The organism is Pseudoalteromonas sp. DL2-H2.2 (assembly GCF_021532535.1).
GTDB lineage: Bacteria > Pseudomonadota > Gammaproteobacteria > Enterobacterales > Alteromonadaceae > Pseudoalteromonas > Pseudoalteromonas rubra_A.
On record NZ_JAKGBD010000006.1, the window covers coordinates 277,409 to 293,724 of the forward strand.

General features: G+C 48.1%; 14 protein-coding genes. 7 read left to right on the top strand and 7 right to left on the bottom strand.

Features of this window, described 5'->3' with window-relative positions; genetic code table 11:
- The first annotated feature begins 83 nt into the window (after window positions 1–83).
- Together L1285_RS12780 and L1285_RS12785 are read left to right on the top strand one after the other, a co-directional pair.
- Window positions 84–1,283 carry a hypothetical protein gene (locus tag L1285_RS12780; RefSeq protein WP_235412633.1) on the top strand — a complete coding sequence of 400 codons (1,200 nt, stop codon included), beginning with the start codon at window positions 84–86 and terminating at the stop codon, window positions 1,281–1,283.
- Window positions 1,284–1,293: 10 nt separating this feature from the next.
- Complete coding sequence (locus tag L1285_RS12785; RefSeq protein WP_235412634.1) at window positions 1,294–1,698, top strand: phosphate ABC transporter substrate-binding protein; 405 nt, start codon at window positions 1,294–1,296, stop codon at window positions 1,696–1,698.
- On the opposite strand, the gene L1285_RS12790 is transcribed toward L1285_RS12785, so the two are convergent.
- On the bottom strand, window positions 1,695–2,492 hold the full coding sequence (locus L1285_RS12790) for a substrate-binding periplasmic protein (RefSeq protein WP_235412635.1): 798 nt from the start codon (window positions 2,490–2,492) through the stop codon (window positions 1,695–1,697). The genes L1285_RS12785 and L1285_RS12790 overlap by 4 nt on opposite strands.
- Before the next feature lie 257 nt (window positions 2,493–2,749).
- Here L1285_RS12790 and L1285_RS12795 point away from each other — a divergent pair, with 257 nt between their 5' ends.
- A complete protein-coding gene (locus L1285_RS12795; RefSeq protein ID WP_235412636.1) occupies window positions 2,750–5,554 on the top strand; it encodes a tetratricopeptide repeat protein in 2,805 nt (934 codons plus the stop codon).
- A gap of 90 nt (window positions 5,555–5,644) precedes the next feature.
- On the top strand, window positions 5,645–6,055 hold the full coding sequence (locus L1285_RS12800) for an MAPEG family protein (RefSeq protein ID WP_235412637.1): 411 nt from the start codon (window positions 5,645–5,647) through the stop codon (window positions 6,053–6,055).
- 15 nt (window positions 6,056–6,070) lie between these two features.
- On the opposite strand, the gene L1285_RS12805 is transcribed toward L1285_RS12800, so the two are convergent.
- The 6 genes from L1285_RS12805 to L1285_RS12830 form a co-directional block, all read right to left on the bottom strand.
- The gene (locus L1285_RS12805) at window positions 6,071–6,544 is read right to left on the bottom strand and encodes a hypothetical protein (protein ID WP_235412638.1); all 474 of its coding nucleotides are present in this window, start codon (window positions 6,542–6,544) and stop codon (window positions 6,071–6,073) included.
- 104 nt (window positions 6,545–6,648) lie between these two features.
- Window positions 6,649–7,038, bottom strand: a complete 390-nt coding sequence (locus L1285_RS12810; protein ID WP_235412639.1) for a DUF6463 family protein — start codon at window positions 7,036–7,038, stop codon at window positions 6,649–6,651.
- Window positions 7,035–7,574, bottom strand: a complete 540-nt coding sequence (locus tag L1285_RS12815) for a TetR/AcrR family transcriptional regulator (protein ID WP_235412640.1) — start codon at window positions 7,572–7,574, stop codon at window positions 7,035–7,037. The genes L1285_RS12810 and L1285_RS12815 overlap by 4 nt, the downstream gene beginning before the upstream one ends.
- Window positions 7,571–8,071, bottom strand: coding sequence for a DUF2867 domain-containing protein (locus tag L1285_RS12820; protein WP_235412641.1), 501 nt, complete (start codon window positions 8,069–8,071; stop codon window positions 7,571–7,573). The genes L1285_RS12815 and L1285_RS12820 overlap by 4 nt, the downstream gene beginning before the upstream one ends.
- Before the next feature lie 158 nt (window positions 8,072–8,229).
- A complete protein-coding gene (locus tag L1285_RS12825) occupies window positions 8,230–8,976 on the bottom strand; it encodes a nucleoside-binding protein (RefSeq protein WP_442960499.1) in 747 nt (248 codons plus the stop codon).
- A gap of 172 nt (window positions 8,977–9,148) precedes the next feature.
- Window positions 9,149–10,462, bottom strand: a complete 1,314-nt coding sequence (locus L1285_RS12830; protein ID WP_235412643.1) for a Na+/H+ antiporter NhaC family protein — start codon at window positions 10,460–10,462, stop codon at window positions 9,149–9,151.
- A 444-nt stretch (window positions 10,463–10,906) separates the two neighbouring features.
- On the opposite strand from L1285_RS12830, the gene dapB reads away from it, so the two are divergent.
- The 3 genes from dapB to carB all read left to right on the top strand — a co-directional run bounded on the left by dapB (window position 10,907) and on the right by carB (window position 16,289).
- On the top strand, window positions 10,907–11,710 hold the full coding sequence (gene dapB / locus L1285_RS12835; protein WP_235412644.1) for a 4-hydroxy-tetrahydrodipicolinate reductase: 804 nt from the start codon (window positions 10,907–10,909) through the stop codon (window positions 11,708–11,710).
- Window positions 11,711–11,916: 206 nt separating this feature from the next.
- Window positions 11,917–13,053, top strand: a complete 1,137-nt coding sequence (gene carA / locus L1285_RS12840) for a glutamine-hydrolyzing carbamoyl-phosphate synthase small subunit (protein ID WP_235412645.1) — start codon at window positions 11,917–11,919, stop codon at window positions 13,051–13,053.
- 17 nt (window positions 13,054–13,070) lie between these two features.
- The gene (gene carB, locus L1285_RS12845; RefSeq protein WP_235412646.1) at window positions 13,071–16,289 is read left to right on the top strand and encodes a carbamoyl-phosphate synthase large subunit; all 3,219 of its coding nucleotides are present in this window, start codon (window positions 13,071–13,073) and stop codon (window positions 16,287–16,289) included.
- Window positions 16,290–16,316: the final 27 nt, after the last annotated feature.

Sequence of the window (16,316 nt, forward strand, 5' to 3'; positions counted from 1 at the left end):
AGCAAAAGGATTAAGTTGCGCTACGGTTAAAAGGCGTTATGTAACTCTGCGCGCACAGATAAGACTAACGGGTAGGACAAATTATGAACTGTAATCATGCTATGAAATGGGTAATTGGAGGCGCTTTGGTGACGAGCAGTTTCGCCAGCTACGCCGATGTCGTATTTAATGGGTTTGCTTCACTCAGAGCCACTGCCGCCGACAGTGATGGGGGCACCTCGCCATTTGAGACACTAGAGGGTGATGGCGATATCTCGTTTTCTGATGAATCTCTGTTTGCTCTTCAGGCACGAGCAGACCTGGGCGATGGCCTTAGTGCAACTGTTCAGCTGCTCGCCGAAGGAAAGGGGGATTTCGATGCTGAGGCAAGGTGGGCGTACGTAAGCTATGAAATCAATCCGCAACATACTATCAGCATGGGGCGCTTTGCCAATCCTAGTTTTTACCAATCTGAATACCAAAATGTTGGCTATACACACAATTTTGGCCGTTTACCCAAAGCGGTCTACATCGGATTTGATTTCACCACAATTGAAGGGGTGTCTTTAGACAGCAACTTTATTTTTGGTGACTATGCATTGTCGACCAAAGTACTGTATGGCAGTTGGCGCGGTACGACCTTTCTGGCCGCAACACAGCAGGACGAATCTTTTGGATTCAAAGACGAGCTGTCTGTCAGGCTCGAATTATCTAAAGACTGGTGGACCGTGTACGGTGGTTTCTTCATAGTCGAAATAGAAGGCGGCACGGTCGATACTAATGCGATCCTTGGGGGCGCTCAGGGGGCAATTGAACTGGCTAAGTCCCAGGGGGCAACAGAGCAACAGGTTCAGGCGTTCAGAGATGCCGTGGTTTGGGATGGCAAAAATGGCCTCTATGGTTACACGGGCTTTCATATCGATTACGACCGCGTCATTCTGGATGTGGAATATGCCGATTACGGCGTTGAAGACTCGAGTGATGGATTTAATCAGGTCTGGTATACAGCAATTGGTTACCGTGTAGTCGATGATGTCATCGTTACAGTACATCACGAAAGGTTTTTGCAAGATAACAAAGACTTGGATTTTCTCAATGGCGTAGACCAGCCAACTTTGAGAGCGACCGGGGTTGCGATTCGAAATAACCTGGCAATGCGAGAGTTTGATGGTGTCGGTCTGTCTGTCAGATACGATTTCCATCCTAATGCAGCGTTGAAGTTTCAGTATGTAAGCGGTGAAGACTCCCGGCCTTCAGTCGGTGACTATTCGATTTGGACCGCGGGCGTCGATTTGGTCTTTTGAGGGGAAAGTAATGAAAGCGATTATATTTACGGGCTTGATTGGCTTGTCTTCTTCATGCTGGGCTGTTGATGTCGTTGTCCATCCCTCAAATACGGCTGCGTTGGACAAGAATCAGATAGAGCAAATATTCTTGGGTAAGTTAAAAACCTTTAATGGTGCCGGTAAAGCCGTGCCAGTCAGTCAGTCCGATACAAGCGCTGCCAGTGAAGAGTTCTACAGCAAAGTGATCGGTCGCAGTGCCAGCCAGTTAAAAGCCTACTGGTCTAAGCTCCTGTTTACCGGTAAAGGACAACCGCCGAAAAAGCTGGCCAATGATCAGGAAGTGCTAAAAACGGTAGCGTCAGATCCGAGCATTATCGGCTATGTTAGCAGTGGCAGTGCCGATGGCAGTGTCAGAGTGGTTGCGTCTTTTTAGCGCAGCAGATCATGAAACTGATCGACCACATTTGAGTACAGGAAGCTTTGTTCTAACAAAGCTTCCATAAGGCCTTCTTTCTGCGCTTTTATAATTGCAGCTTCCAGCTCAGATTTATAGGATAAGCAGGCGCTTTGGTTAGAAAGCACTAAGTATACAGGATTGATGTACACAGGCTCTGGCAGCATAGCGAGTGGCAAAGCCTGCGCGTTATAGAGGTTCAGCCAGCTACTGATGGCCTGCCACTGAGGTGCAATAAAGTAGTCGATACGCTTCATTGATAACATTTTCAGCGCTTTTTCAACGCTGTCAGCGGTCGTGAGGGTAAGCTGAGTCAGATCAAAGCCTGTGTGACTTTGACTAGTTGATTTTTCGCCGCGCAAGGTAGCGCCTCTGAGCGGGATCAGCTCTGTCATGTCAGTCAGTGAGAATTCCTCGCGTCGATAGAACACACTGTGGGCTGAGGTAGTTAAGGCAGGCTCTAGGTAGGTAAACCACTCAAGCGGATAGTCCCTACTTTGCAGCCCAACCAGTATGTCAATGTGACCGTCCCTGGCCCATTGTATCGCCCTCAGCCAGGGCATAGGCTTAGTAATTTTAATTTGCGTATGTGCAGGTAAAATTTGTCGTACAAAATCAAACCCAATCCCACGCAACCTGTCTTCATGGATAGCGTAGCTAATTGGCGGAGCATCCGGACTCCCCCCCATGCGCATTAAGGTACACATTGCAAAGTTAGGGGCGCTAACAAAAAAGCAAAATAATAAGGTTGTTAAATACACACTGTTCTGCATAACTTTGCCGCGTGAAGATGAATACTTGCTTGGTATAAGTTATAGCTCAATCTCGGTGTTTTTTCTTGATGTTCTGTGTCGCACGAGGTGGTTGATGCCTAACAAAAATGGTAATCAGGCTGTCACTAACCATCCTGGTCATTGGGGTCTTAGAAGTCTGATAGAGCCAGCAAAACACAGTCATTGAATTATACTAATGGATTCAATAACAGAGATGAGCCTTCTTGACATCTGAAGCAACGGAACCGGGTGGTTATATGTCCGAAAACACCGCTGATTTGAAATATCTGGTGTGGTTTGTTTTGTGCCTGACATTCAGTGTAGCGACTGTCGCTCAAACGTCTTTGTCGGCCGAATTTATGGCAGAAAAGATAGAAAGCGCAAAGGGCGATGAAAAAGTGGAAGCGATTATAGATTATATTGCCCAGCACTCTCACTTCCATACCGCTCAGTCAATTGCCTACGGGCAGATTGGACTATCGCTGTTAGCGAAGAACCCCAACGACGATCTGAGTGCTCGGCTATTGAGTCATCTGGCACGTGCTCATATTTCGAAACGTGAGCTCAGTCAGGCCAAAAAGTTGTCAGAACGAGCTTACATACTGGCAGTGCAAAGTCGTATCGAGGCCAATCAGATATTGTCTAAGCTGGTGTCCGCAGATGTTGCTACCCGGCAGCAGAATGTCGCGCTTGCTGAAGGCGACCTTGCCTTGGTAATGCAGTTGTCAACGAAAATAGGGCATGACAGGTATCTCGCTCGTGCCCATCAAATATCGGGTACGCTCAATATCCAGCGTATGCGCTTTGACGACGCTTTAGCTGACTTTCTTCGTAGTCTGAATTTGTATCGTAAATTACAGGATAACTACAGAGCATCTTCTATACATCAGAGTCTTGCTTCACTTTATAGAAGAATGAACCTCTATGAGAAGGTGCTGTTTCGTCAAAACAAGGCCATTCAGATTGCAACTGAGCTTGATGATGAGCGCAAGCTGGCAATTTATTACAGTAATATGGGTACTTACTTTGAAGAAATTGATGACTATGACAACGCCATCGAGATGCACTTAAAATCTTTGGAGTACAAACAAGCGCTCAATTATCAAGTCGGCATGATCCATACCTATAATCGCCTTGGATCGGCATATCGCTTAGTTGAAGACTATAGCAACGCTGAAAGCAGTCTTATGGAAGCAGAGCGTTTGAAGCAGGAGATCAATCGCTTTGACACCAACATATCTACGTATTTGGATCTAGGCCGGTTGTACATAGACACAGGGGAGCTGAAAAAGGCTGAAGACTATCTTAATAAAAGTTTGCCATTGTATCTGGGGTCACCTTGGGAAGACAGGATAGCTGAGATTTATCAGGCATTCGCGCAATTGTCGTTGCAGCGGGGAGAAGCAAACCAGGCGATTGAACACTATCTCAGAGCCATTGAAATCGCCCATCGGCATCAAAGAGACACGCTGGTGCTGCAATATCATCGTGAACTTGCACAGGTCTATGAGCGCGTAGGTCAGACACAGGAGGCACTGAGATCTCTGAACGCTTATTTACTGCGCCAAGCTGAGTGGGAAGACAGGAACAACCAGTATCGGCTCAGCGCGTTGAGTGTTGAGTTTGATGTCGAAGAAAAGGAACGTGAAATTGCCGACCTGGTTCAGGAAAATCGAATTAAAGATTTAGAAATAGAAAAGCAGGCATTCCAAAAAGGTGCTGTTCTGATTGCGTTAGTACTGGCATTTGGCACCGTCTTCTTTTTGTATTTTTGGTACAGCAAAAACAAACAACTCAAGGTAGAGCAACTTGCTTTGCAACAAGTGAGTGATGCAAAAGAGCGCCTGAGACTGGCCTTATGGGGAAGTGGGGATGAACTGTGGGATTGGGATTTGGCTGCGGGGGTTATCACTCGAGATAATCGACTGGGTAATTTGCAGTTGCCTGATGCTCAGATTGGTTCTGATCTTGGCACACTCAGGGCGTGCGTTCATCCAGAAGACTACCCAAGGTTGCAAGAAGCGTTTAACAGACACCTGAACGGAGAAAGTGATTACTATGAGGTGAGTTACCGGGTTAAAGACAAGCAGGGTAACTGGTTATGGGTGTTGGACAGAGGCAAAGCAACGGCACGAGACGAAGCGGGCAACGCCATCAGAGCATGTGGCACAATCAAAGATATATCAGAACTTAAGGCCACAGAGCTGGCGCTGGCAGAGCTCAATAAATCCCTTGAAAAGCGTGTCGAAGAGCGAACCGAGCGATTACAACAATCCGCCAATGAGCTGGCAAATACCCTTGAAGCACTCACCGAAACACAATCTACCCTGGTGGAGGCACAAAAAATGGCGTCTCTTGGACGTCTGGTCAGCGGCGTTTCTCATGAGCTCAACACACCGCTTGGCACAGCCATAACGGCCAGCTCAGTATTAACTCAGTCTTTGCGAAGCTTTAAGGAGCAGCTGGACAGTAGCAAGCTAACATTGAGCGACACCCAGGCTTTTATTGATGTTGCAGAGTCTAGCGCGCAGCTGGTGGACAGCAATACAGCCCGTGCAGCTCAGCTGGTTAAGCGTTTTAAGCAGGCATCCGCTCAGGAATATATCAGCAGTAACGACCCAATCGAATTGAAATCCTTTATTGAGGCGTTTTTGGCATACAGGATAAAGGAAAGCAAAGTAAAGGTTGAGCTTGACTGTCACGACCCAATCAATATCTTCAGTAATGGTCAGGCACTCGAAAAAATACTCGAAGACTTGCTTGCAAACGCAATAGAGCATGGCTTCGATACTGCTGAGGGGCGTATTTTGATTCAAGTCAGACAACAACAAGAAATGATAACCATACTGTTTTCAGATAATGGTAAAGGGATCGACAAGGCTGAGCTTGCGCAGATTTTTGAGCCATTTCATACTACTGCGCGCCATAAAGGGAGCGTGGGCCTGGGCTTATATATGGTGTTTAACTTGGTGACCTATGTGCTAAATGGCAACATTCAGTGCAAACCCAATGTACCACAGGGCTGCACATTTGAGTTGGTTTTCCCGACAAAATTAGGATGACGGTAGATTTTTTCAGTGACTAAGTTGAATTAATTGACTCAATAGGTCAATGTATATGCACCCAAAATAAATACAAATAAGGAGCTCTGCGTGACAGAGTTACTGGTCCCATATCAACTGACTATTCTGGTGCTCGGGTTATCGGGTGGACTGTTTTTAATTCAACTGGCGGTTGTCGATATTATCGCAATTAAGCAAAAGCATCCGCCTGGCGTGGCGGTCGCGCAGGACCCGCAAACGCTGTTGTTTCGAAGTAACCGAGTGTTTGCCAATAGCAACGAAACCGTGGGGATCTTGATATTGGTGGTGCTTTTTGCGGTATTCTCGGGTACACATCCGGATTGGCTCAACGGATTAGCTGTCACATACCTGCTGTCCAGAGTTGGGCATATGGTGTGTTACTACTTAGATCAGAAACTAATGCGAAGTATCTCTTTTGGCGTCTGCTATCTCAGCCTGTCGGGTATTTTTGTTAGTGGCATGGCCGCCTGGTTAAGATAATCCAGGCGTGCGTATTCAGGTTATGGCGCGAATTATGATGCCGGGATCGGTGATCCCTTCTTTTTTCAGCGCTTCCTGAATGTTCTTTATCATATCAAAATACTGCTCCTGCAACTGCATCAGGTACTGGCTTTTCATTTCAGTCAATTGCTGAGTTGCTTCGTCCGGCTCGCGCTCTGTTTGTAGTGCCATTAACTCTTCTTTGAGTAAGGTCATTTCCTCTTTGAGCTTCTCCAGGCGTTCCAGCATTCGCTGGATATAGGCAGGGACATCCTCAAACTCCTCGGCGTCTTCTTTGGCTTTTTCTCCAGACAGCACATGCTTGTCTTCATTAGACAAAGTCATGCCCTGGGTTTCTTCTGTGGTGTCCGTTACAGACTTCGTCGTCTGCACCTCTTTGGTTTCAGCTGCTTCGTCAGTGGTGGCAACAGCAGGCTTGTTCTGAAAAGTGGAAATGTCTCTGGTTGTCTGGTGAATTATAAATGTCATAGCACTTTCCCTGGTCACACTTGGCTAAACACACAAAGTATCGATTAATACTTTTATCTTAATCTTTATCGACAATCATTTGGACATCTTTAGGATTAAAACCACTACAAATGCGACGGCTTGCGTCTGAATCTGTCTATTAATACCGGGAGTACGCCAAGCAAAATTAACAAATAGGCGCCAGAGAGGGGCATGATGATCACCAGTATCAAACCAAATAGTATGAGTGACGGTACAAAAGGCCTTGGCACGGGTATCTGATAGGTGCTGAGTTGGCGTAACACAGAACCCAAGAGCAAAAATAACACTCCGCTACTTAGAAACCAGACAATGGCTTCGCGATCAAACAGCATACTGCCGTTGACGACGGTCGTGGCGAACCAGCCTTCGTGATGCATTTCAGTGAGTACGTCCCAGCCCATCAATAAACCGATCAGATTGTGAAGCAGGCCAGTGGCTATCAATCCATTTCCTAAAAAAGCAGCACGATTCACGATAATGTCTCCAGTTGCGTTTTTGCCTGTTGGGAACTCAGTGTCAGACAGTCCTGTACGGACAGGCGCGGGTAGAGTTGCTGTAGCCCCAGAAAACTGGCATAGCTGGCGGTTGCCAGTTGTTCTGCCTGAGTTGGCTCCAGGCCTAATTCAAGGTAACAGGTTTTAAGGTAATGCTGGCGCTGAGCGTCTATGGTGCACAAATGCTGCCCGATGCTGGTATCTTTCAGGGCCCAGGCACGAATATGCAGTTCAGCTTCTATGTCTGTGGCCGCAATGGCCTCATCGAGGCGTTCCAGTCTGGTCATAGGGCAGGGCTGAGTATCGGCAATGGTGATCAGGCGTGCGGTAGCTTGCTCATACCAGTATGTCATCAGTGCATCGATAAAAGCCTGGCGATTTTTAAAGTGGTGGTAAAAAGAGCCTTTGGTCACTTTTTTACGGCTGCACAGGCGGTCTATGGTCAGGGCATCCGGGCCATGACTGACCAACGTTTTTAGCGCAAACGCGAGCCAGCTTTGTTTTGCGTCACTCATAATCTGCCTGCCTTCTTGGCTCTGTAGATAACACTTCGGGCAATAACATAATGAAAGGGCAAAATGGCAGTGAGGTAAACGCGACCCGTTAGGGTTTTTGGGTTCACTAAAGTAGAAACTATCACTGTATTTTGCTGCTTTTTCACACTCAGGTAAAAGTTCATATGGCGATCCTCAGCGCTGCTGATGATTTCTTCAGGGTGCTTTTCGCAAACGTTCAGAAAACCTGCCTGATCGCCCACATCCATTTCATCACTGGAAGGCTCCATCGTGTCTTGCCCTACTGAAAAGCCAAATACGGCAACCAGCTTATTTCTGAGTCGCATCAATTGCGTCACCCAGCCGGGCAAGGTATTAAAAATCCGGTATTGTAGCTGGCTGGGTGTTAAGGATGGCGTGTCGAGCGTTATTTGCAGTGCGTCGCGAAAGTGGTGCGCGCGTGCTTTGGCCTGAAGGCGATCGCGTTCAGGTGTAAGACTGATGATCTGACTGAACATAAACAACTCCGTTTTATGACAACTTAACATACCATGCAGTATGGTATGTTAAGTTGTCAATGGCTTTGTCTGTTTTTTGTTCGCAAACATCACTGTTGTAGGCCAAAAAAGAAGGAGTGAGAGCCGGATCAGAGCAGATGATCCGGCAAAAGCCTGGTTTAGAAGGTCCAGGCCAGGTGGATCTGAGGCACTGACTCGTTGGTGTCGGTGCCCAGTTTATTTTGCCAGTACTGCCATTCGATACCCAGCATTAGCTGATTGTCGGGCATCTCCAGTGCATGACCCAGATCCCAGCGCAGAATAGGTTGCGCCAGTAGCCAGCCTTTCACATCACCGCCCAATTCATTGTCCCGGCCTGTGATGTATTCCACGTGGCCCGTGAACTCAAACTTGTGTCCGCCAATAGCAAAAGGGTAGCCCCAGGCCACATCCAGCATATAACTGTTGGTTTCTTTTGGTGCGCCACCGCCATTAAGACCTCGACTGTCGTCGATGTAACCTGTCAAAGTAGTAGAAAAGAAATTAAATCCGTCGATATTCCAGGAAAGCTTTACGCCTGGCAGGTACTTCATCACCTTGGCATCGCCTGCGGCGTTAAAGCCCATCACAATCCCAACGTCCTGAAGCGCAGAATCATTAAACTTCAGATCTGCCAGTTTCCCCAGGCTAAATGTGGAGTACCACTCGCCATAAAAGTCGCCATCCTGATAGCCATCGTCTAAATCATCTGTGCTGTAGTCGATAAAGAAGAAGTTATCGCCATAGCGGTAACCGGATGCATGTTGCAAAGAATAAATCGTCTGATTGGCTTCTTGCTGGCTAAATGGGTTTTTAAACTCACCGTGATTAAGGTGAAGCTGAGTGTTGCTCCAGTCAGCCGCCGCAGCGGTACCAGCACTAAGCATAAGACTGGCAGTAAGCGCAGAAAAAAATGGTGTTTTCATTGTTTCTCGTGTGTATGGGGTTATAAACAGCTGAATTATAAACGCAAATCAACAAACAAGGGGAATAAAAACACGCATTTTCTTGGTTTAGAACAAATAATGGCATCCTCAGGATGCCATTATCATTTGGTGATCAGTCTTTATGACGGCGCAAACATATAACGGCAATTGCAGTAAACGCCAGAATAAAGCAGTAAAAGGACGAGGTAGACACTTCCCAGGGGCTGATCTTAAAGGTCGCGCCCAGTAACAAAGCTTGTGCGCCATAAGGCAGCGATCCCTGCATAACACAGGCAAAAATGTCCAACAGGCTGGCTGAGCGCTTACCAGAGATCTCCCCATCATCGGCCAGCTTTTTAGCAACCGGGCCGGCAACAATAATACTCACGGTGTTGTTGGCGATACACAGGTTACTGGTCAGGACGAGCGCTGCAATGCCCAGTTGATCAGCTACTTTTCTGTGCCATTTGGCGATGAGCGCAGTGATTGCCTGGATCTTATGTGCCAGGTAATCCAGTCCACCATTAACGCGAATAAATTCAGACAAACCGCCAATGAACATAGAAAGCAGGAAAATCTCTTGCATGTCACTGAAGCCTTTATACACGTCTTTGACAAAGGCAGCCCCCTGATAATCACCGGTGAACCCCATCAGGGCGGCGAAAATAATGCCACTAAAGAGCACCACAAAAACGTTAATACCCACCACAGCCAGCACCAGAATAAACGCATAAGGTAACACCAGCAGCCAGTCAAACGGTTTGGTTTCAACGGCTTGTGGCTCAGGTGTCAGGAACACCAATAAGGCAACGGTGAGTGCAGCAGCGGGCAGAGCAATTTTCAGGTTTTCCCTGAATTTGTCTTTCATTTCACAGCCCTGAGTACGGGTTGCCGCTATGGTGGTGTCAGAAATAATCGATAAGTTATCTCCAAACATCGCGCCTGAGACTATGGTACCGGCCATCAGAGCCGGATCGATCCCGGTTTTGACGGAGACAGCGTAAGCAATGGGGCCGATGGCGCCTATGGTACCCATGGACGTCCCCATCGCGGTTGAAACCACGGCCGCGATTAAAAACAGTCCGGGTAATAGCAGACTGGGTGGGATCAGCGATAAACCGGCGTTGACCACTGCGTCAACGCCCCCTGTGGCACTGGCCACCGACGAAAAGGCGCCGGCAAGCAAGTAGATTAAACACATGGTGATGATATTGCTGTGCCCGGCACCTTTGATAAAGGTTTCAACGCTCTGATTGATGGTGCCTTTGTTGATCCAAAACGCGATCACTATGGCAGGCAAAATGGCCACCGGTGCAGGTAACTGATAGAAAGCATAATCGACCCCCTGTGATTGCAGGTACAGACCCGCGCCCAGGAATAGGCCAACAAAGGTTAAAAGAGGTAGCAAAGAAAGCTTTGCTTGTGTGTGATTTAAGTTTGGCTGCATAGCACTCCCCAAAAACTAACCACAGCCAACGGATCCATTATTAGCTGCATTTAAACTACGTCGCCCGCAATAATTGAAATCGGCGAGGGCGGAAGTTTATATGGTTAGACGTCTAAAGTCCATTGTGTTTCGTTATTATATTTATCTACCTATCTGAGTGCGTCGCCTTGGTCGTGAACAGCGTGCTCGATAGCGCAAAACACACCTTGAAATGGCACGCTGTCTGTATGGTTACACGCCAGTGACGAGCTCGCAAAACAGGATAGATTCGTATTATTGTCAACTGACTATGACACAGAGATAGGGTAAACTCTAGGGCACAAAATTAATCGCCCGGCATAAAAATGGGCTGATTAAGCTTATCTCTCTTGCGCTGAAAATCGGGAAAATACGTTTCCGTACCACCTTAAAGGTGGCATATCTAACACAAAGGAAAACCGTAAAATGACACAAATCGGTATTTTTGGCGCCAATGGCCGCATGGGCCTGGCGCTGATTGAAGCAGTCCAACAGTCTCAGCATTGCCAGCTTGGCAGCGCATTCGTCAGAGCGTCTTCGCCACACCTTAACCAGTCTATTGCCACGTTACAGCCGCAAGCACCCGCCGGGTCGACCTTTAGTTCTGAACAGCAACTGGACTCTGAGCTGGATGTACTGATCGATTTTACCCTGCCTGAGGGCATGCTTGGCCACCTGCAACAGGCTGTGGCCAACAAAACACCTATGGTGATTGGCACAACGGGCCTGAGCGCAGAGCAAATGCAGGCACTGGAAACCGCCTCACTGTCTATTCCGATCGTCTTTGCACGTAATTTTAGCGTGGGTGTCACCCTGATGCTGGGCCTGGTACAGACCGCCGCGGCAAAGCTTGCAGATGAAATGGACATCGAAATTTTTGAAGCCCACCACCGTAACAAAGTAGACGCGCCGTCGGGCACCGCACTGGCGATTGGTGAAGCCATTGCTGAGGCAAAAGGCTGGGATCATGAGCAGGTTGCACGCTATGACCGAACTCAGGTACATGAGGCAAAAAGTCAACAAGAAATTGGCTATTCAGTGCTCAGAGCTGGCGATATAGTTGGTGAACACACAGCTTATTTTGCCACCATGGGAGAAAGGCTGGAATTAACACACAAAGCAACATCAAGATTAACCTTCGCATCAGGTGCTGTAAGGGCTGCGCAGTGGTTAAAAGATAAGCCAAACGGACTTTATTCCATGCAAGATGTGCTAGGATTGAAGAAGTAAGCTTACTATTTTAGCGTGTTCGTTATAAAAAGTCGCTAAAAACCTTATTTTTTTATTTTTTACGTGAATTATTAGACGAATCTAAGAATGTGCTGTAGACTATAACGAATTTGCCAAAATTTTAATAACTGCGTGTTACCAAGCGCTTTGTAGACGGGAAGATAAGCGCTGGCTTGCTCCCGTTTTTTACTATCTAGGAGGTTAACTTGACTAAATCCGCTCTCTTAGTCCTTGAAGACGGCACTGTGTTTCGCGGTACTGCCATTGGCGCTGACGGCCTGTCCGTTGGTGAGGTAGTATTCAATACGTCTATGACGGGATATCAAGAAATTTTGACGGATCCTTCTTATGCAGAACAGATTGTGACGCTGACTTATCCGCACATCGGGAATACCGGTACTAATAGTGAGGATGAAGAAGCCGATAAAATCTGGGCTAAGGGTCTGGTAATTCGGGATTTGCCATTGCTTGCAAGTAATTTCCGTAACGAGCAATCGTTAAGTGACTACTTAAAAGCACGCAATATCCTTGGGATTGCCGATATAGATACGCGTAAGTTGACGCGTATCCTGCGTGATAAGGGCGCTCAAAATGGCTGCATCATCGCGGGCGATGAGATTGATGAGCAGCAGGCACTGGAAGCGGCAAAAGCGTTCCCAGGCCTTAAAGGGATGGATTTAGCGAAAGTCGTTACAACAGAACAGACTTATGAGTGGCGTGAAGGGAGCTGGACTTTAGGTCAGGGCTTCCAGACTCTGAGTTCTGAGGAAGAAAAATTTCATGTTGTAGCGTATGATTTTGGTGTGAAAAAGAACATTCTTCGTATGTTGGTTGACCGTGGCTGTAAACTGACAGTAGTACCTGCAGAAACCTCCGCTGCAGAAGTGCTGGCGATGAATCCAGACGGTATTTTCCTGTCTAATGGCCCTGGTGACCCTGAGCCATGTACTTATGCAATCGATGCGATTAAAGCCTTCTTAGAAACTGATACGCCTATCTTTGGCATTTGTTTGGGCCATCAGTTACTGGCACTGGCTTCTGGTGCGCAGACGGTGAAAATGAAATTCGGTCACCATGGCGGTAACCACCCGGTGAAAGACCTGGAGCGTGACGTGGTAATGATCACTGCACAGAACCATGGTTTCGCGGCGGACGAGGCCACTTTGCCAGATAACCTGCTTGCAACGCATAAATCGTTGTTCGACGGTACCTTGCAGGGCATTCATCGTACCGACAAGCCGGCCTTTAGCTTCCAGGGTCACCCTGAAGCAAGCCCGGGTCCGCACGATGCAGCACCGCTGTTCGACCACTTCATTGAATTAATGCAAGCACGTAAAGCCTAATTAGAACCGGAGTAACAATGCCAAAACGTACCGACTTAAACAGCATACTGATCCTGGGCGCAGGCCCAATCGTCATCGGCCAAGCCTGTGAGTTTGACTACTCTGGTGCTCAGGCGTGTAAAGCGCTAAGAGAAGAGGGCTACCGGGTTATTCTGGTTAACTCAAACCCGGCAACCATCATGACTGACCCGGAAATGGCAGATGCAACTTACATCGAGCCAATTCACTGGGAAGTGGTTGAGAAAATCATTGAAAAAGAAAAGCCAGATGCGGTACTACCGACTATGGGTGGCCAGACTGCGCTGAACTGTGCGCTTGACCTGGACAAGCATGGTGTACTGGCTAAGCACGGTGTTGAGCTGATCGGTGCAACTGCGGATGCCATCGACAAAGCAGAAAACCGCGAGCGCTTCGACGTTGCGATGAAGAACATTGGCCTTGAGTGTCCTCGCGCCGAGATTGCACACTCAATGGATGAAGCGCACGACGTTCTGTCGCGCATTGGCTTCCCGTGTATCATTCGTCCTTCTTTCACCATGGGTGGTACCGGTGGTGGTGTTGCTTACAACATGGAAGAGTTTGACGAAATCTGTACCCGTGGTCTTGATTTGTCTCCGACCAACGAGCTGTTGATTGACGAGAGCTTGCTGGGCTGGAAAGAATACGAAATGGAAGTGGTGCGTGACAAAAACGACAACTGCATCATTGTGTGTTCTATCGAGAACTTTGACCCTATGGGTGTGCATACGGGCGACTCAATCACAGTTGCACCAGCACAAACTCTGACTGACAAAGAATATCAGATCATGCGTAACGCCTCGATGGCGGTACTGCGTGAGATTGGCGTAGAAACCGGTGGTTCAAACGTTCAGTTCGGTGTTAACCCGGATGATGGCCGTATGGTTATCATTGAAATGAACCCGCGTGTATCGCGCTCATCAGCACTGGCGTCTAAAGCAACCGGTTTCCCGATCGCTAAGATTGCAGCTAAGCTGGCAGTGGGTTATACCCTGGACGAGTTACAAAATGACATCACAGGCGGTGCAACCCCTGCGTCATTCGAACCGTCAATCGATTACGTTGTGACTAAGATCCCACGCTTTAACTTCGAGAAGTTCGCCGGCGCTAACGACCGTCTGACTACACAGATGAAGTCAGTGGGTGAGGTGATGGCCATTGGTCGTAACCAGCAAGAATCACTACAAAAAGCACTTCGTGGTCTGGAAGTGGGCGCAACAGGTCTTAACCCAATTGTTGCACTGGACGACCCGAAAGCGAAAGAAACCATTATTCGTGAACTACGTGAGCCAGGCGCAGAGCGTATCTGGTACATCGCCGATGCAATGCGTCACGGTATGAGCGTAGAAGAAGTGTTCGAGCTGACCAAAGTTGACCGCTGGTACCTGGTTCAGATTGAAGACATTCTGAAAGACGAAGCAACCATCGCTGAAGTGGGCATGGCCGGTCTGAACAAAGACTTCCTGCGCCGCCTTAAGCGCAAAGGTTTCTCAGATCCGCGCATCGCAGAGATTGCCGGTGTGTCTGAAAAAGAAATTCGCAAGAAGCGTCACCAGCTGGATATCCTGCCGGTTTATAAGCGCGTTGATACTTGTGCAGCAGAATTCAGCTCAGACACGGCTTACATGTACTCATCTTACGATGAAGAGTGTGAAGCTGCACCGTCTGACAAAGATAAAATCATGGTGATCGGTGGTGGTCCTAACCGTATCGGTCAGGGCATCGAATTCGATTACTGTTGTGTACACGCTGCGCTGGCAATGCGTGAAGACGGCTACGAGACCATCATGGTTAACTGTAACCCGGAAACGGTTTCAACTGACTACGATACTTCAGATCGTCTGTTCTTCGAGCCAATCACATTAGAAGATGTGCTTGAAATCGTTCGCGTTGAAAAGCCAAAAGGTGTGATTGTTCAGTACGGTGGTCAGACGCCACTGAAACTGGCGCGTGACCTTGAAGCGAATGGTGTGCCTGTAATTGGTACTTCTCCTGACGCAATCGACCGCGCGGAAGACCGGGAGCGTTTCCAACAGCTGGTTGAGCGTCTTGATCTGCTTCAGCCTGAAAACGCAACCGTAACGTCACTGGAAGAAGCGATTGCGAAATCTCAGGAAATCGGCTTCCCACTGGTAGTACGTCCTTCTTATGTACTGGGTGGTCGTGCGATGGAAATCGTGTACGACGAAGATGACCTGCGTCGCTATATGACCGAAGCAGTATCTGTGTCTAACGAAGCACCAGTATTGCTGGACCGTTTCCTGGATGACGCTATCGAAGTAGACGTTGATGCGATCTGTGACGGTGAGAACGTCATCATTGGCGGTATCATGGAGCACATTGAGCAAGCCGGTGTTCACTCTGGTGACTCTGCTTGTTCGTTGCCTGCGCACTCTCTGTCTCAGGAAATCCAGGACGTAATGCGCAAGCAAGTACGTGACATGGCACTTGAGCTGGGCGTGGTTGGTCTGATGAATACTCAGTTTGCTGTGAAAGATGGCGAGGTTTACCTGATTGAAGTGAACCCACGTGCTGCGCGTACTGTCCCGTTTGTTTCTAAAGCAACGGGTGTTGCGCTGGCAAAAGTGGCAGCACGTTGTATGGTTGGCCAATCTTTGGAAAGCCAGGGTGTAACGAAAGAAGTAATCCCACCTTACTACAGCGTAAAAGAAGTAGTACTGCCATTTGCTAAGTTCCAGGGTGTTGACCCAATGCGTGGCCCTGAGATGCGTTCAACGGGTGAAGTGATGGGTGTTGGTGAAAACTTCGCCGAAGCCTTCGCAAAAGCGCAATTAGGTGCATCAAACGCTTTACCACGTGGTGGTCGCGCGCTACTATCTGTTCGCAATGGTGACAAGGCACGTGTTGTTGAGTTGGCTAAGACCATGAAAGCCATTGGCTTTGAGCTGGATGCAACCAAAGGTACAGCACAAGCTCTGGAAGACGCCGGCATCGAAGTACGTCGCGTAAACAAGGTATTCGAAGGTCGTCCGCACATTCTTGACCGCATCAAGAATGGTGAGTACAGCTACATTGTTAATACCACAGAAGGCCGTCAGGCTATCGAAGATTCGAAGGTGTTACGTCGTGGTGCACTTCAGCATAAGACTAACTACACCACTACGCTCAATGCAGCGTTTGCAAACTGTACAGCTAATGAGGCTGATGACAGAAGTTCTGTAAACTCTGTTCAGGAGCTACACCAGCGTTTGAACTAAGAAGAACAAGGCCAGAGCGTAAGCTCT